This is a genomic window from Microcoleus sp. Z1_A1, from assembly GCF_036700305.1.
Classification (GTDB): Bacteria; Cyanobacteriota; Cyanobacteriia; order Cyanobacteriales; family Microcoleaceae; genus Microcoleus.
On the sequence record NZ_JAUBOR010000007.1, the window covers coordinates 161,779 to 179,011 of the forward strand.

Here is a 17,233-nt window from a genome sequence, read left to right on the forward strand (position 1 = left end):
ATCTGGTTAAACTCAGATGTTACACCATTCTCAAGAAGGCTTTTATGAACAGGCTTTCCGGCCTGTTCCACAATAAAATTCACTCTTTGTGGAACAGGCCGGAAAGCCTGTTAAGCGAGAATGGTGCAAGATATCAGTTAAACAGAGATGTTGCACCATTCTCAACAAGCCTTTCAGGGGCTGGCTCTCCTGCCCAACCCCTACTCCCCACAAGAAAATTCACTCTTTGTGGAACAGGCCCAAAAGCCTGTTCGGCTCTCCTGCCCAACCCCTACTCCCCACAAGAAAATTCACTCTTTGTGGAACAGGCCGGAAAGCCTGTTAAGCGAGAATGGTGCCACTATGTGAGGTTAAACTCACATAGCCGCACCATTCTCAACAAGACCGTATCAACCGGGTTTCTCGACCAAAATCTCGGCACCTGCAGCTAAGCGTTCACGGCTGCAAAATTAATTGCCATTCTCCGGCTGTGCTGTTCCAAGCCGGCGAGGGTGTCTCCCCGGCGACGAAAGGCCCCCAGTAGCGGCGAGAACCATCCTGAGCAAAAACCACTAAAATGTCTCCCCGTTTGACTTGTAACTTTCCCTCCGGCAGCGATAGCATCAGTCCCTTGCCGCCACCTTCCCCCGGCGCAAAATCCCAGTGCGCCGGTTTGCCGTAGGATTCCTTGGCTTGCCGTTTCGACAGCAGGGCCACTCGCACTGGGTGTTCGCTGCGGTTGCTGACGCGCAAACGGCCGGAGGCTTTAGCATCTACAGGGATTGAGGAAAGCACTTCCTCCTCTGGATCTGGGGGGGTTGGTGTTGAGTCGGGTTTGGGCTCGCTAGCGGTGTCTGCTGAATCTGTCGCAACTGGAGAAATGGGGGGTATGGGGGGGAGTGCGGTGGCTTGTGAGGGCCAATCGCTCGACTGATTTGAACCGTTGGAGATAGTGATTTCAAAACGTCCTAGAAACATTCCTGTAATTAGGACGATCGACACTCCAATTACGAGCTGGTAAATTTTAAGATTCATAAATTTTAGGCTTAAAGGATAGACTGCACCCGCAATGAGTCTTAACTATTTTTAATGTAAAACCAGGGGCTGCTGTGACACAAGATACAGTTACACTTAATGACTTAACCGTTCTCTGCTATAATTCGCCAATCGCTTAATACCATCTTAGATGTTAAATTTTATATTTTAGATGGCGACATACTGACCGCGGTAAGAATTTGGATTTAGCCTGGAGGGGCATTTGTTGACTCATCGTTATAGCTTTTAATAGCAGTTGAAAAAAAAAGTGCTACTCTATGCCCGTACTCCAAAACCCAATATTCATCAGTAATTCCGCATCTCAAATCTCCAATCTCGAATCTCCAATGGTATAACTTTTTTTATGCAGAATACCCGAATTAACAGATTGATTGATGTTCTGGGCGAGCGATTCCGAGGCTGGCTGAGCAATCCTTGGCGGCGGATTTCGCTACTGCTAATTAGCCTGCTTTTCGGCACTTTTTTGGGAACTGCTATTTCGACTATCGCCGGACAATCAGCAGATTGGGATATTATCGCGGCCGGGCTGTTGGTGTTGTTGACTGAGTTTGCGAGCTGGCTGGTTTACGGCAGCCCGCGGCCTGTAGCCCGTTCTTTTTGGGTGGATATGCTCTATGCTCTGAAAATTGGCGTGACTTACAATTTATTTGTGGAGGCTTTCAAACTTGGCTCTTAAAAGGAGGGGAAATATTTGTCGGTTGTAGATAGTAATTGGACAAAACCAGCCCCCGCTAGCGAGAGTTTTTAGGATATGGATCGATCGACTGTAACCCCTGTTGAAATTTTACATCGATGGCAAGCCGGCGATCGCCCGATCGCTCCCGACTTCGATCACCTGGCTTTGTGGGAACTTGCGGATGATGTGCGATCCTCTTCGAGGGCTTCGCGAACGCGCGCTTTTGGGATTACTCCTGACAGTGTAGCCGATGTTGTCCGCTGCAAAACCGATTTATTCTTTTCTCTTCTTGACGAACTGCATACTTTCCCCCTAAAGTCAACTGTTTTCCTCGAAACTTTGTGGAATCTGTGGCTGCCGCTGGCAATGCAATTATCGACTGCCAAACAAAGTTTAAACCGTCCTTTAATTCAAGGAATTTTAGGAGGGCAAGGAACGGGAAAAACTACTTTATGCCAAGTTTTGAGGCTGATTCTGGGAAAATTGGGATATTCTACTGTCAGCCTTTCTTTAGACGATCTTTACAAGACTTATGCCGATCGCCAACAACTCCAAAAAGCAGACCCGCGTTTAATTTGGCGCGGCCCCCCCGGCACTCACGATATTGACTTGGGAATCGCAGTTTTAGACAAGTTGCGCGGTTCTCAAACTCATAATTTAGCAGCATTTGACAATCCCAAATCAGATGCCCTCAAACCGGATATAATTAAAAATATAGAAATTCCCAGGTTTGACAAATCAGCCTATGGAGGTGCAGGAGATAGAAGTCAACCCGAAATTATTTCCGGTGCGGATATTGTACTTTTTGAAGGTTGGTTTGTCGGTGTGAATCCGGTGGTTGATGCCAAATTAAACGAGTTTTTGGCGGCTGCACCGTTTCCGATTTCCACAGAAAGCGACTGTCAGTTTGCGCGCGATATGAATGCGAAGCTGCACGACTATCTGCCCCTGTGGAACCGATTAGATCGGTTGATGGTTTTGTATCCCCAAGATTATCGCATTTCTCAAGTGTGGCGCAATCAGGCGGAACGGGAAATGATGGCGACGGGGAAGTCGGGAATGTCAGAAGCGGAAATTAATCGGTTTGTCGAATATTTCTGGAAAGCGCTGCATCCCGAGTTATTTATTAAGTCGATGGTTGAGGAGGGCGATCGCGTGGATTTAGTAATTGAAATTTTGGGCGATCGCACTGTCGGCCAAATCTGTCGGGCGATCGACTTAAAATTAAGCGATTAGGGAGAGTTAAAATTAACGCTTTAAGGACACAAAAATGTTGTGTCCCTACCCTATTGCAGCTTTTAAGGACAAAACCTTGTTCCGTCCCTACTGTATTGCAGCTTATCGTACAGTCACTTGCAGGACTTATATAAAAAGTGGTTTGACGCGCGAATTATAGGGGGAAGGCGCGTCATAAGCACCCTACAATACAGAGGTTGTCCGTCGAGGATGGAGAATTTCTAAATTAACTGCCGGGAGTACCAAGATCGATCGCTTTCTGCATCAAATCGTCGGTAACTTCGCCCGGTGTACCTGCAGGCTTAATTTCCTGAGCCATCGAACGAAAATCAGCGGGATTGCCGCTTGTATCTGCCGGCTTTGCGATATCTTTAGGAGCGGGAATAGGAAATTTAGGTGCAGTTGCAGCGGCGGCAGCTTGAGCGCCGGCACCCGTGCGATCGATGTCACTAACACTAAATTCTTTTGAAGCTTCGTAGTCTGCTGATACATCAACTGTCGGCAACTTTTGTTCTCCAGCTTCCACGCTTTCAGTTATCTGCTGAGCGTCAAAGCTTTCAGTGTTATTTGGTTCTGTATTGATTTGAGACATAGCCGACTCCTTTCTAGTTTTATTTAACAATTTACTGTATTTATTGTGATTCTATTTCGTTAATTTTTCATCTACCCGTAGATATATCGCGCGCTTCTATCTCAAGGCTGATTTATTCTCATGTGGCTGGTCAACATTACACGAGTTTCCTAAACTAATCCAACTATATGCAAGCTTCAAACCCATACCTCATCTGTCATTCTCAATTCTTTCATCTAAAATCTAAAATTTAAAACCTCAAATCGTATTACCTCTTCGGGATGGTGACTGGCACTTACAAATGTTGATATTTATATATTCTGAAAGCATTTTTAAGGAATTTTGTTTATGAACTCACCCGCCGCCACCAATCCTCACTCTCTCTCCAACGACACTCAAAACATCGTTCAGACAATCAACGGGTTGGGTACAGATGAAAAGCTGGCGCTGCTCTACTTTGTTTATGAAAAAATGGGAGATTCAATTACACCAGCCGCTCCCGCCGCCGCCGAACCAGAATTAGCTCCCATGCTGCTGGATGATTTTTACAAGCTTTCGGCCGATCAACAACTGAATATCATGCGAGGTATTGTCAACCGCGACGACACGCCCTATTCTCACGCTTACGGAGCTTTAACTGCTAACAATCAGTTGGTGGTTTGGTATGCTTGGGCGATTGGTATGGGTGAAACAATTGTCGATATCCCCGACGGATATGAGGCAACTGAGGCTGTCAATGGCGTGTTGGGTCAAATTGAAGGTCTTGATTTTGAACAGCAAATTTCGGTGCTGCGCGACGTAGCTAATAATATGGGCTACACCGATGTTAAACCAATTGCTACTCAGGCAGAAGTAGGGAAAACTTCTAGTCTTTAGATAAGAGTCTGCTGTTGCAACCTATCCTACACAAACTCTCCTCCTAGCAGAGAGGGACTCAAGAATAAAGGAATTACCCAAAACCTCTATATGTAGGGTGCGTCTCGGCGCACCCTACCGCTATAATTAGTAGGTAACACCTTTTTTTGCTCTTAGTCCTATTTATTTTTTCGTCTATTAAGCTGTTGTGCATTTAAAGCACTAAGGAATGAGAATTAAATAACTTCCACAAGTTTGTGGGACGGGCGGGACGCCCATCCCACAATAACAATTAAAATTGTAAGTTATTTAATTCGCGATCCTTAGTCAGGAAGTAAGTTTTTTAGGATAAACTTTTCGCGGAAATTCCATCCGAAATATCGAACCTTTTTTTGGTTGACTTTCAGCAGTAATTGTGCCGTCGATCATCTTGACTAAAGAGGCACAAATAGCTAGTCCTAAACCAGTGCCTGGATATTGGCGAGTTGTGGTTTGGTCGCCTTGGTGGAACTTGTCGAAAATGTGGGGAAGAGCCTTTTCACAGATGCCGATTCCTGTATCCCGAACGGTGATAATTAGCCGATCGCGATTTAATTCCCGCACCTCAATATAGATGCTGCCCTCATGTGTGAATTTAACCGCGTTGGAAACGAGATTGACCAAAATTTGCCGCAGGCGCAACTTGTCATTAACTATAAACTGATGCTGCAAGCACACGCTGACGGACAATGCCACATTCTTATCGGTGGCTTGATTTCCGAATTCCAAGGCGACATCCATTACTAAATGCGCTAAATCAAATTTTTCAATTTTTAATTCTGTGCGGCCACTCTCGATTTTGGAGAGGTCGAGGATATCGTTAATCAGCAGTAGCAGGTTTTTGCCGTTATGTAAAATGCGCCCCACCATTTCTGTTTGCTGGGCGGTCAGCATTTGTTTGTGCTGGCGCAGCAGCAATTGGGAAAAGCCGATAATCGAATTCATGGGAGTTCGCAATTCGTGGGACATGATGCCCAAAAATTGCGATTTTAACTTGGCTGCTTCTAGCAGTTCCAATTTTTGCTGTTGAATGCGTCGCCCCTGATTTTCCAGTTCTTCCTGCTGGCGAATTAGCAGCTCGTTTTGCAAGTCTAAAAGCTGTTCCTGCTTTTTTAATTTTTCGATCGCCAGTGCGTTATTAATGGCCATCGCCGCTTGTTTTCCCATCACCGCCAGCAGTTGCTGAGTATGCCCGTCCATCGCCGTGCTGTCTTTCCCGTTGCCGATGGCGAGCACACCCAAACGCCCGCTTTGCCCCGACTCGATCGCCGCTGCACAAGCCGCCGCCGGCAGCAAGCCTTTGCGGCACTCCGAGCGCCACAGTACAGACTCTCCCGTCGCAAATGCTTTCCACAGCAGCTTGTTTTGCACGTGCGGAGTTTTGCCCCCACCAAAGTTTTCTGTCCCTCCGACAGCGCTGAGTTTGAGGCCGCTGCAATCGGACTCCAGGAGAGCAACTAGGCAAAATTCCGCTCCTGCGATCGCCTCTACAGTCGCATCCGCAATGCCTTGCAACAACTGGCACAAGCTACCCGCCCGCTGGCTCAATATATTTGTAAACTGCTCTATCACCTGTAAATCCTGCCCAGCCTTTATTACCGTCCGGGCTTCGCACAATTTTTCTACTTGGAAATTAGCTTCCGATCGCGCTTGATGCGGCCAAAATTCTCGTTTTGCTTGGGGTTCGGCTTGAGTTTGTTCGATCGGCTCCATATCTGTGTAGGTTCCCACCCACTCCAAAACTTCCTGACTGTCGGGGTTAGCAGGCTCTCCTTTTGCCACGTTCCAGCGGTAAGTGCCCTCTCGCGTCTGCAGACGAAATATAATTTCGTAGCTTGGCGGCGGGAACTTAGAACTGTGCGATCTCGCCAATAGACGAGGGCGGTCTTCTGGGTGGACGCGCGCCAGATAGCCGAAACCCAAAGCTGCTGATGCTGGTACGCCTGTGTACTCCTCCCAGCGCTGACAGAAATAAGTCGCCCAGCCGTCGGCCTTTGTTTTCCAAACTATGTGAGGAATTGCCGACCACAGGCGATCGTCCTGAGTTTCGCAGTCGCCAACTTGCGGTTGGGGGGATGTTATTTCAGATACTTTGTGTAAGATTTCCGAGTCGGAAAACTCCGAGGGAAAAGACTTATTGCCGTGATACTGAGTCATAACAGGTTATATAAATAAGCATTGGACTAGAGCCCTAACACCGGCTAAAGACTCGTGCTGCTAGCTTTATTGATTTTGAGAACCCAAGTGCATCAAAATTTTTTATACTTTAAATTTATCCGGGTAGTGGTATCTTTACCTCTATCAACGGGCGGACAATGAGATAATTCAGTTAAACTGTTAAAACATTGAGAGCTTACCTGTCCCGATCGGGTTCCTGCAGGCATCGCAAAATAACTTAAAAATTAACTTGCATTCTTGGCGGCTGCATGAGTATGCTTTAAAATGATGTGCTACCTGTAAAACCCTAAATCAGGACACATTCTCAAATTTACTCAGTTTAGCTGAGTCAGTTGATGATATTTTAAAACTTTAGCGGACTATTGGAAGAAAGATGAGTAAAATTCGCGTTGCTTTGGTAGAAGACCATGACCTGACAAGAGTTGGCATCCGCACAGCTTTACAACAGCGTGACACAATAGAAGTTGTCGGCGATGCAGCTAACGCTACAGAGGGATTGAAACTGCTTCAGTCTTCAAAACCTGACGTGGCAATTGTAGACATTGGGTTGCCGGATTTTGATGGCATTGAACTTACACAAAAGTTCAAGAAATCGGTAGCGGAGTCCGATCCTGATACAAAAATTTTGATTCTGACTTTTCAGGACAATGAAGAAGAAGTTCTGGCAGCTTTTGCCGCCGGAGCTGATTCTTACTGCATGAAAGATATTAGCTTCGATCAGTTATTAGATGTAGTAAAAGTAACTCACGAAGGTAACTCTTGGATCGATCCGGCGATCGCCCGTATCGTCCTCAAACAAGCTCGCACTCAGGAACCCGCGCCGGAAGAACCGAAGGCTGAGGGCAAAAGAGTCACCATTAAGGCTGCCGAACCAGAGTTTAGTCACATCATTGAGACTTACCCTTTAACCGAGCGGGAATTAGAAGTTTTGGAACTAATCGTACAGGGTTACAGCAATGCTGCAATCGCCGAAAAGCTTTATATTACCGTCGGTACAGTCAAGACTCACGTCCGCAATATTTTGAACAAGTTGTGCGCTGATGACCGCACTCAGGCAGCCGTTCTCGCCCTGCGTTCTGGCTTGGTTGGATGAAGCCCGATCGTCAGGCAAAATCAAGTTAAAAGTAGGGTGCGCTGGGCGCACCTTACGGCCAATCGATTTGAGATTTTAGATTTTAGATTAAAGAATTGAAGCATTGACTTGCGCGAGATAAATTCGGGGGTTCCTTTATCGGATACACGTTTTTTATTTCTGGGTCCTGAGTCTGCTTTTGGAATGAATCACGGGGCGGGTATCCTGGAGGCTTTCGGTCACTGATTAAGGGTGTGCAGTGCACACCGAATGACTAATTGTTATCAAAAAATTAGGGCAGGCAGTGTGTACCAGCCGAGCAATTGTTTCTTGTTAAAAAAAAGATCGAGTTTAAATCCGCATCTATCCCAGTACAGATATTTTTTTCAAAATTTTAAAAAGTAAATATACCTTAAGATAGATGCTAAAAAACTATGATATTACTAATACTTATTGTTGAGCGATCGCCAGTGAGATAAATTTCGATCGCACTGCCAATACTGCGCGATTTCACTTCATAAAAGGCAGAGACAGAGACTAGATTACGATACTTTTAGGAAGAGTTAAGCCTTAAATAAATTATATCCGTAGAGTGATGCTGAGTTCGCTTAAATTTGTAAAATTAAAAGTATCAACTGCTACTGAAAAATTTTAGAAAGAGGTATTATGGCTGCCCCAATTGAATTCAAGTTATTTGCTCCCTACAACAAAGGAGCTGCCGTGATTGGCTCTTTTTCTAATTGGGAAGATATTCCGATGGAAAAGGACGAAGAAGGTTTTTTTCGCACGCGAGTTGAGTTGGAGGATGGCGTTTATCAATACAAATTCCGCGTTCAGTCGAAAAGCTGGTTTCTGGAACCCGATCAGTGGGTAGATGTGGTCGATCCCTACGCGACTGATATCGACGATCCTACTCAAAACGGCATTGTTCGGATCAAAGATGGCTCGCGCATTGTCGATACCTACGTCTGGAAACACGATGACAAACCGCTACCAGCCGATCGGGAATTAGTGATTTACGAAATGCACGTTGCCGACTTTTCCGGTGGCGAAGACGATCCCCTAGCCCGCGGCAAGTACAAGCACGTCGTCGAAAAACTCGATTACCTAGTCGAACTCGGCGTCAACGCGATCGAACTCATGCCCCTCAAAGAATACCCAGGCGACTACAGTTGGGGCTACAACCCTCGCTACTTCTTCGCTACCGAGTCCAGCTACGGAACCACAGAAGAACTCAAAAACCTGATAGACGAGTGTCACGGGCGGGGGATTCGCGTCATCATCGACGGTATTTACAACCACTCGGAATCATCGAGCCCCCTCACTCAAATCGATCACGATTATTGGTATCACCACGAACCCCGCGATCCAGATAACAATTGGGGCCCGGAATTTAACTACGAATTTTACGACGAAAATTTAGGAACTTTCCCGGCGCGCAGATTTGCTGGCGATACAGTCCGCTATTGGGTTCAAGAATATCATCTCGACGGCATTCGTTTCGACGCGGCGCGACAAATAGCTAACTACGATTTCATGCACTGGGTAGTTCAAGAAGCCAAAAATGTCGCCGGCCCCAAACCGTTTTATACCGTTGCCGAATACATTCCCGACGATCCCAGCATCACTAATCTAGAGGGGCCGATGGACGGCTGCTGGCACGACAGTTTCTATCACTCGATAATTCCACAACTGTGCGGGGACAATTTTGATTTAGAACGCCTCAAAGAGGTAATCGACTGCAAGCGGCAAGGTTACTTGGGTGCTACGAATGTAGTCAATTATTTGAGTAATCACGATCACGATCGCATTTTTGCCGAATTTGGCGATCGGGGAATTTTGGATGAAGCCGCCTTCAAGCGGGCAAAGTTGGGAACCGTGCTGTTAATGACAGCAGTTGGCGTGCCGCTGATTTGGATGGGCGAAGAATTTGGCGAATACAAAGGCAAAACTATTGAGCAATCTAAAATTGACTGGACGCTGCTAGGAAATGACCTGAATAAAGGTTTGTGGGAATACTACAAAGGCTTGATTCACCTGCGTAAAAATAACCAAGCACTTTACACAGAAAACATCGAGTTTTTCCACGAAGATCCCGACTCGAAAGTTTTTGCTTACACTCGCTGGAACGATGAAGGTTCGAGAGTTGTAGTAGTGGCGAATATGTCGGAAAATTATCTAGCAGGTTACAGCGTTCCCCACTTTCCGGCAAACGGAACTTGGCACGAATGGACTGGGAATTATGATGTTGAATCTGGCGATGACAATATTATGATTGACTTGCCGGAATACGAAGCAAAAGTGTTTGTTTGGCAGTAAGGCAACGGAGGACAAAGGCTTTCGCCGTTTCCCTAGCCCAAAATAATCATTATGTAGGAAAGGGCACTGCCTTTCGTCGTGTCAACTTAATCTATCAGTCCGCCAGTCCTCCCACCCGGCAGTCCGCCAGGGACTGAAGTCCCTGTCTAATAGCTGAAGTCCTCTGAAGAGGACTAATGAGTTTTTCAGTCCTCTTCAGAGGACTTCGGCTTTGAGGCAGGGGTTTCAACCCCTGCCGGACTGCCGGAGTGCGGGTTTAACGCTAAGTTGACACCTATGGGCATGGCGCCGTGTCCTACTCCCCGCGCCGGAAACGGCGAAAGCGTTTGTCCCTATCAGATATCGCTCAAAAGAGAAGCTTTTGTTTGTTCCCCGATTGATTTTCTAAGCACAATTGGGTGATGGCCGCCGCCGGTATTGGTTTGCTAAAGAAGTAACCCTGACCCATATCGCACTTATGCGATCGCAAAAACGCCAACTGTTCTGCTGTTTCCACTCCCTCAGCAATCACCTGTAAATTCAGGCCCTGTCCCAAGGCGATCGCCAGTTTCACAATAGTAGCACCGCTGCTGCCAGTCACCAAATCGGCCACGAAAGATTTGTCTATTTTTAAATTATTGAGGGGAAAGTTTTTCAGAGACCACAGCGAAGAATAACCGGTGCCAAAATCGTCCAGAGAAATGTTAATTCCCATGTCCTGCAACTGCTGCAATACCGACACCGTAAAGCTCACATCTGTCATGGCAATGCTCTCGGTAATTTCTATTTCTAAATATTCGGGATTTAACTTGGTTTCTGATAAAATTTCAGCGATGGTTTGTACCGTGTGAGGTTGCAGAAACTGGCGGGCTGATAAATTCACTGCTATCCGCATCGGCGGCAATCCCAGTAACTGCCACGCTCGATTTTGCAAGCAAGCAGTCCGCATCACCCATTCGTCAATTTGGCAGATTAATCCTGTTTCCTCAGCTAAGGGAATAAATCGATCGGGAGGAATCAAACCGCGTTCGGGATGCTGCCAGCGAATCAGAGCTTCCATGCCCACTATTTTGCCAGTATTTAAGTTTATTTGCGGTTGATAGTGCAGGACAAATTCTGAATTTTTTAGAGCTTTGTAAAGATGATTTTCTAAGTTAAGATCCTCGGAGACTTTACTGCCGATCGCCTGCGTGTAAAACTGATAATTATTGCGACCTTTCTGTTTAGCTTTGTACATCGCAGCATCAGCATTTTTCAGCAAAGTTTCTGCATCTTCTCCGTCGTAAGGAGCCAAAGCAATTCCCAAGCTAGCCTTAATATAAAGTTCCAAACCCTCAAAATCAAAAGGAGTGCTTAAACTCTGGATAATTAGCTGGCAAATCTTAGTTGCTTCCTCTGGGGTGTTGATATTGTACAGCAGCACAGTAAATTCATCTCCGCCCCAACGAGCCATCGAATCCCCCACGCGCAAACAGTTAGTCAAACGCCGAGATACACTTTGCAGCAACAAATCGCCCACTGGATGACCGAGAGTATCGTTAACATTTTTAAATCTATCTAAATCTAGAAAGATTACCGCCAGCATTTCTCCATTTTGGTGAGCGCTAGCTAAAGCCAAAGACAGCCTTTCATTAAACAGTAATCTATTAGGTAAACCCGTTAATGGGTCGTGAGAAGCTTGATGTCGGATCATCGCCTCGACGCGCCTCTGCATTACAGCCATGTACAGGTGAGTTCCTAAAGATTGTGCTAGCTTCTGTTCTTCGCTAGTCCACTTTTGAGCTTCGCCTGTTTTGATTTCTTTCCAAGCTGCAAAGGATTGTCGGGGACGATCGTTCCGGGCGTCCGAACTGCAACGGCCCGCCCACAAAATTTCGGTTTGTATAGGGCTGCGAAAAACGGTGAGACAGCCGATGCACTGTTGGCGATATTGCAGCGGTACTGCCAAAAATGATCGAATGGAAGCTGCGACTAAATTGGCAGATACAGATTTGAGTTGAGGTTCTTTAGAAATATCGGAAATCGCGTACAAGTGCGGTACGAGAAAACTGGAAATATTGCTGTCAATTGAGCTGTAATGCTGGGAATATAGATTTTCAAAAATACCTAATTGGCTTGTATGATTAGCTGTTTGTGCTGGATCGTCTTGATTTGCCCTCCCCATAATCTGCTGCCAAAATGGGCTGAGTTCAAGGTCGATGTTTGTAGGCTGCTGGCCACAGGTATAAAGCAAAGCGGGTCGATCGCCAAACTCGGCTGCAATGTAGAGTCGCCCTCCTGAACCACGCAAATGCTTGACAGTTTGTTCGAGAACTGCTTTCCGAATTTCGTTGAGTTCCAGAGGAGAATGCAGCAAACTGGTAATTTGGTTGATAACGGCTTCGTCACGCGCTTGCTGTCTAGCTTGACTCAGCAGAAAAGATTGGGCGATCGCAATTGAAAGTTGATCCACAAGCAACTGCACCATTTTCAATTCTCGATCGCTAAACCGTTTCGGTTGGCTATGGTGAGACACCAACAGCCCCCAAAGGTGATTTTGATGCAAAATCGGCACTGTCAGAGAAGAACGTGCCCCCATAGCCTTCAGATATTCAGCGTGACAGGGGTCTACAGGACGATAGCTAATATCTTCAACTGCTAAAGTTTGGCCGGTGTCGGGACAATCTAACCTATTAATTGTTTGATGCTTCAATTCCACATCTACAATCACTCGCTGCCGCGCTTTGAGAAACATTTCCCGAGCACTATGGGGAATGTCGCCTGGTGGAAAGCGCAAACCCAGCATCGATGGCAACTTGTCGCCGTTGATGGACTCAGCAATTACCTCACCGCTACCGTCTGCCTCAAAGCGATAAACTTTTACTCGATCGCTCTCTAAAAAGCTGCGGATTTCTCGCGCAGTTGTCGTCAAAATCTCTTGCAGTTCTAAAGAGTTGCGGATGCGATTGGTAATTCGATTGAGTAAAATCTCTTGTTCTAAAGTCGATCGTGACATTTGTGTAACTTTGGTGCGAGTCATGCCTTTTGATCTCCCGGGCTGTTGACAGCATTTTTGCGAGCCACAGTCTTAACTTGCCCTGTATTATACAATACAATACTTTCGCGCCGTCTAGGGGCTTGACCCTACCCCAGAGCGCGAAACTCGGTTTCTGGGGATATTTCTGGTTTTTAGACAAATTCGGGTGATAAACCGGGTTTTTCACAGCACTTACAAGGCAAGGCAAGAGCGATCGGACAATTAGTGAGGACGAAAGTTCGATCGAGTTGAATCAGGACTCAAGTCCTCACTACAAAGCAATTGCAGAGCTACCAGACAAAAGGTATATAGAAACCGGGTTGATCAACCAGTATTCTGCCCTGGGGAGGGAGAATACTGGTTGATCAACCCGGCTAGTAAGTATTTATACCTTAAAAGGTCTCATTAAGCCGACTCCCAAATTTCCCGAATTCTGTCCGGCAAAAAGCCAGCTATTTCCTGAATTCGCTCCTGGGACAGCTCATCCTTTGTTGCCGAAAATACAGCCGCGATCGCAGTTTCCGGTTTTACTCCCGAAGGAAGGGCGCCTTCTAGTTCCACCCTCCGTGCAAACAAATTGCCATCGATCCCCGCAGGTGCAGGCGGGCCGGTCAAAGGCTGACGTATCCGGCTGAGCAATCCCACCAGCGGATTGGTATCTTTCCAGAGGTCTGCTATTTCTTGTTGCAGGGTTTTGTCATCCGTAGGCAAAACTTCTTTGTGCAATTCAGATTCCACGTGCTCGATGGCGTCTTTTGTCATCACATCGCGCATGACCCGGTACACTACTTCGGTAATGTCGCGGGCATCAAAAATATCCTCCAAGTGACCTTTTACCATCACTTTTTCCAAAAACGGCATATCCTTTGAAGCGATAGGAACTGCCGACCCTTCTTGATGGAGCGACTTCGGAGGATTCGTCTCCATTTTGTGTAACAGTTTATGGCCTTTTTCTGTTAACTCAGCTTGTTGAAATGCCACTAAAGGCGGCAATAACTCAGTTCCTCCATAAGGCTCGCCACTAAACTGAGCTTTGATAAATTCCCTTTGGTTGAGGTAGTCCAAATGACCGAGCAATTCCGCTTCCGCCACCGTGTGACCCACATATTCTTCCGCTGCGTTCCTAATTTCTGACTCTCCCCTGCCGTTGCCGCTGTCAATCTTTTTGAGCAAAATGTAAGTCAGGTCGTCTCTGATTGGAATTGTCATTAAAACCTCCTAGGTTAATATCCGGTAAAGCTCATGTAAAAACTGATTTTTTTTACTGGCTTAAATTGTGATTATTACTACTTAAAAACATTGAAGTCTAAAGTAGAGTAATCAAGTATCTCTCAGCAGGTGTAAGTTATTCAAATAAAGTAACGGTTAGAATATTCCTTTAGGTAGATCCAGGTAGGGAAACCCATGTTTAATGTGGTTAATATCCTAAGAAGCTGTCGCCACTCTTCAATGCTATTAAGCGAGAATGCTTTATTGGTAAGAGTTTTCGTATTTATTGCGTATTTTTACCATGCCTGACGCACCAAGAGGGCCTCAGTTGGTAATTGGCGCTGGGAGAGGTAGAATTAAGCAGATGCTATGGAATCAATCAACTGCGGTCGTTTTGCCCGCAGCTTGTAGCGATATTGTATCGGGTTAGACCAAAAACTGGTCATGGGAGAGCTAAAAATACGAGCCAATCTGTGTCAAGTGCCGCAGCGCCACTTGAAGAATGCCTCGGTAACAAATTTTTTGATCGTTGCGATCGGCATTTATGAACTACCCTAATTGGAACAATAAATTGGAATCCTCGTCTCTCATTAGCGGTCAACCCCCGGTTGAAAAGCGTCCTTTAGTGTTGGCGGTAGACGACAATCCTGACAACTTAGAGCTGCTGACACAAATACTCGATTTATTCGGCTGCGAGTGCGTGGGAGCAGTTGACGGGTACGCAGCTCTTTCCGCAGCAGTCGATCGACAGCCCGACCTAATCGTACTCGACATTTGCCTGCCGGATATAGACGGTATGGAAGTAGTAAAGCGCGCCCAACAAAACCCCGAGATCAGACATATTCCGATTGTTGCTGTCACAGCACTAGCAAAACCAGAAGACCGTGCTCGAATTCTTCAAGCAGGCTGCGTGGAATACCTTTCCAAACCTTTTAACATCAAAGATTTAGAAACAGTTATCCGCCAGCACCTCAACTCTCCAATGCTTTTGGTTGAGTTTTAGATTTATAGTTAGAATCACGAACTTGAGGTGCAGAGTCCAAAATTGCGATCGTTCCAGTGCGGCCTGTCTCCAAGGTCGCATCGCGGAGCAAATCAGTAACTCCCACGCCCAAAACCTTTTGGATTAATTCTTTCAGTGGCAATTCCAGAACTGATTCTAATTGTGTCCGCACCTGCAAAGCCAAATCTTCCTGACCGTTCTGAGCCAGCAGTTTTTCGGGTTGAGTAAGCCCATTTTCGACAACAATTATCAATTTGTTATCCAAAAGATTGCAGAGCGCCTGACTCGTTGGATGTCCGAGTTGAGAGCGGTACAAAGCTTGAATTCCCTGCGAAAGAGTCCGTTCTAATTTACCACGAGTAGGTTCTAAGGTTTCCCCTGTCATATTTTTTATTGAAACCATGATAGATAAAAAATACTGTTAGCAGCAGTTAACAGTTACAGTAAACTTAACTACTGCTAACAGTCAACTGCTAACTGTTAGAAATAAAGTCGCTTTAGCCGACAGTAACTTGATTAGTTTCCACCCCAGTTGCACCCTTAACGCCTTTAGCAATTGTCACCAATTTGTTGACAATTTCCTGACTGGGAACTGTACCTTTGAGAACCACAGTAGAGCCAAGTTGAGCCACATAAACAGTCTCAATATCCGCAACATCGGGATTTGCATCGAAAGCCTGAGCCACCCGTTTAGCTAAACCGCTTTGATCGTATTCTCCATTCAAGCCCATGCGTTCCGGCGGGATTGTCTGAGCGCTCGCAGCAGGTTGAGCTTGAGCTTGAGCTTGAGCTACAGGTGCTTGGTAAGCAGGAGCGTCAACAGTTTCTTGATTTTCTTTTTTTTCTAAACCAAACAATCTTTTTAACCAGCCCATAGAGTTTTTCCTCCGACAAAGTTTGTGTTTATTGACCTGTTAATTCGCGATTGGCACGTCACCCTGTAATTGTTATTCTCAATACCAGGAATTACGATCGCACTCTTGGATGCACAAACCGAGTTTTTTACAATAAAGTATCGTTACAGCCATCCACCTAGGTAGAAAAACCCAGTTTGTTGACTTGCGTGCGCCCATCCTAAATACAATTTACAGTTGTACAACTTCGCCGATCATCTGCCTGGAGACATAATTCTCCGGCTCTCAAACAAATACTTGCGCTGACCATTCCGACAAATCAAACTTAAACCCTTCTTCCCCAACTTCTACTATTTTGTTAGACATCCACTCGTGCCAACTTCCTGCCGCCGGAAAGTTAGGAATGCTGTTACCAGATAGATAAGTATCCGAAAAATTAGCCACAACTACTGCCCGCGTTCCCTCATCGCTCCAGCGGTAATAAACCAGCACTTTGGCTTCTGGATTTTCGTGGATGAATTCAATATTTTCGGTATAAAGTGCAGGCAAATCTTGCCGCAGCCGAATCACGTGTTTGTAGTATTGCAACAACTCATGATTGGGCGGATTTTTCAACAAATACCATTGCAGTTTATGCGGCTGGTTGGGAGTTTGCCGAAGCGATGAGTTCGGGAATTTCGGGAATGTGTTCTGCTATGTTCTAGAATGGCTTGTCGCCGGCGGTTTTTTTCGCTTCATGAGTTATCCAGTGTAAGAAATTTCGATATGATATTCTTGCACTCCAGAAATTAACAACATCGCCGATGAATTTCCAAGCGAGACGAATGCCGAGTTTTGGGTCGAAATTTTCGTAGTTAAACTCCGGGATCCAGTAGTTAGCCGGATATTCGGGATAGTGTTTGTCGCGGTAGTACCAATAATTGCGATCGACTAGCAATAAGGGACAATCTTCATCGCAGTGGTTGTAAATCCCGTCCAGAATCACCCGAATGCCCCGTCCGTGGCACTCGTCAATCAATTGCTTCAAATCTGCGGTTTCACCGTAGCTGGACTCTACAGCAAAGAAATCGCGGACTTTGTAGCCCCAGCTATAATCGCCCGGATATTCATTAACTGGCATTAGTTCGATCGCATTTATAAGTGTGATTAGTATTGATTTTTACAATTTTGCAAATCTGTCGCCATCGTTCT

Annotated in this window: 15 protein-coding genes; 6 read left to right on the forward strand and 9 right to left on the reverse strand. The window is 45.9% G+C overall.

The genetic code is table 11. From position 1 onward, the window contains the following. Nucleotides 1–435 precede the first annotated feature (435 nt). A complete protein-coding gene (locus QT973_RS06950; RefSeq protein WP_333057033.1) occupies nucleotides 436–1,014 on the reverse strand; it encodes a hypothetical protein in 579 nt (192 codons plus the stop codon). 364 nt (nucleotides 1,015–1,378) lie between these two features. Between QT973_RS06950 and QT973_RS06955 the strand changes: the two genes are divergently transcribed. Together QT973_RS06955 and QT973_RS06960 are read left to right on the forward strand one after the other, a co-directional pair. Continuing rightward, complete coding sequence (locus tag QT973_RS06955) at nucleotides 1,379–1,711, forward strand: DUF565 domain-containing protein (protein WP_333057032.1); 333 nt, start codon at nucleotides 1,379–1,381, stop codon at nucleotides 1,709–1,711. 75 nt (nucleotides 1,712–1,786) lie between these two features. Next, a complete protein-coding gene (locus tag QT973_RS06960; RefSeq protein ID WP_333057030.1) occupies nucleotides 1,787–2,947 on the forward strand; it encodes a glycerate kinase in 1,161 nt (386 codons plus the stop codon). A gap of 226 nt (nucleotides 2,948–3,173) precedes the next feature. Here QT973_RS06960 and QT973_RS06965 read toward each other — a convergent pair whose 3' ends face one another. Beyond that, the gene (locus QT973_RS06965; protein WP_333057028.1) at nucleotides 3,174–3,539 is read right to left on the reverse strand and encodes a hypothetical protein; all 366 of its coding nucleotides are present in this window, start codon (nucleotides 3,537–3,539) and stop codon (nucleotides 3,174–3,176) included. Between the two features lie 327 nt (nucleotides 3,540–3,866). Between QT973_RS06965 and QT973_RS06970 the strand changes: the two genes are divergently transcribed. Continuing rightward, the gene (locus QT973_RS06970; RefSeq protein ID WP_333057027.1) at nucleotides 3,867–4,394 is read left to right on the forward strand and encodes an orange carotenoid protein N-terminal domain-containing protein; all 528 of its coding nucleotides are present in this window, start codon (nucleotides 3,867–3,869) and stop codon (nucleotides 4,392–4,394) included. Nucleotides 4,395–4,700: 306 nt separating this feature from the next. On the opposite strand, the gene QT973_RS06975 is transcribed toward QT973_RS06970, so the two are convergent. Continuing rightward, nucleotides 4,701–6,569 carry a PAS domain-containing sensor histidine kinase gene (locus QT973_RS06975; RefSeq protein ID WP_333210251.1) on the reverse strand — a complete coding sequence of 623 codons (1,869 nt, stop codon included), beginning with the start codon at nucleotides 6,567–6,569 and terminating at the stop codon, nucleotides 4,701–4,703. A gap of 394 nt (nucleotides 6,570–6,963) precedes the next feature. On the opposite strand from QT973_RS06975, the gene QT973_RS06980 reads away from it, so the two are divergent. Then, complete coding sequence (locus tag QT973_RS06980) at nucleotides 6,964–7,683, forward strand: response regulator transcription factor (protein ID WP_333057024.1); 720 nt, start codon at nucleotides 6,964–6,966, stop codon at nucleotides 7,681–7,683. 645 nt (nucleotides 7,684–8,328) lie between these two features. Further along, nucleotides 8,329–9,981, forward strand: coding sequence for an alpha-amylase family glycosyl hydrolase (locus QT973_RS06985; RefSeq protein WP_333057023.1), 1,653 nt, complete (start codon nucleotides 8,329–8,331; stop codon nucleotides 9,979–9,981). Nucleotides 9,982–10,327: 346 nt separating this feature from the next. Here QT973_RS06985 and QT973_RS06990 read toward each other — a convergent pair whose 3' ends face one another. Beyond that, nucleotides 10,328–12,979 carry an EAL domain-containing protein gene (locus QT973_RS06990; protein ID WP_333240626.1) on the reverse strand — a complete coding sequence of 884 codons (2,652 nt, stop codon included), beginning with the start codon at nucleotides 12,977–12,979 and terminating at the stop codon, nucleotides 10,328–10,330. Between the two features lie 402 nt (nucleotides 12,980–13,381). Beyond that, the gene (locus tag QT973_RS06995) at nucleotides 13,382–14,185 is read right to left on the reverse strand and encodes a DUF2267 domain-containing protein (RefSeq protein ID WP_333391009.1); all 804 of its coding nucleotides are present in this window, start codon (nucleotides 14,183–14,185) and stop codon (nucleotides 13,382–13,384) included. A gap of 544 nt (nucleotides 14,186–14,729) precedes the next feature. On the opposite strand from QT973_RS06995, the gene QT973_RS07000 reads away from it, so the two are divergent. Then, entirely contained in the window at nucleotides 14,730–15,188 is a 459-nt protein-coding gene (locus QT973_RS07000; protein ID WP_333259437.1) for a response regulator, read from the forward strand. On the opposite strand, the gene QT973_RS07005 is transcribed toward QT973_RS07000, so the two are convergent. The 4 genes from QT973_RS07005 to QT973_RS07020 all read right to left on the reverse strand — a co-directional run bounded on the left by QT973_RS07005 (nucleotide 15,157) and on the right by QT973_RS07020 (nucleotide 17,162). Beyond that, entirely contained in the window at nucleotides 15,157–15,573 is a 417-nt protein-coding gene (locus QT973_RS07005) for a DUF2294 domain-containing protein (RefSeq protein WP_333232978.1), read from the reverse strand. The genes QT973_RS07000 and QT973_RS07005 overlap by 32 nt on opposite strands. Nucleotides 15,574–15,685: 112 nt before the next feature. Then, entirely contained in the window at nucleotides 15,686–16,063 is a 378-nt protein-coding gene (locus QT973_RS07010; RefSeq protein ID WP_333057018.1) for a BON domain-containing protein, read from the reverse strand. Nucleotides 16,064–16,327: 264 nt separating this feature from the next. After that, on the reverse strand, nucleotides 16,328–16,657 hold the full coding sequence (locus tag QT973_RS07015) for an alpha amylase C-terminal domain-containing protein (RefSeq protein WP_333232980.1): 330 nt from the start codon (nucleotides 16,655–16,657) through the stop codon (nucleotides 16,328–16,330). Between the two features lie 85 nt (nucleotides 16,658–16,742). After that, on the reverse strand, nucleotides 16,743–17,162 hold the full coding sequence (locus QT973_RS07020) for an alpha-amylase family glycosyl hydrolase (RefSeq protein WP_445243041.1): 420 nt from the start codon (nucleotides 17,160–17,162) through the stop codon (nucleotides 16,743–16,745). Nucleotides 17,163–17,233 lie beyond the last annotated feature (71 nt).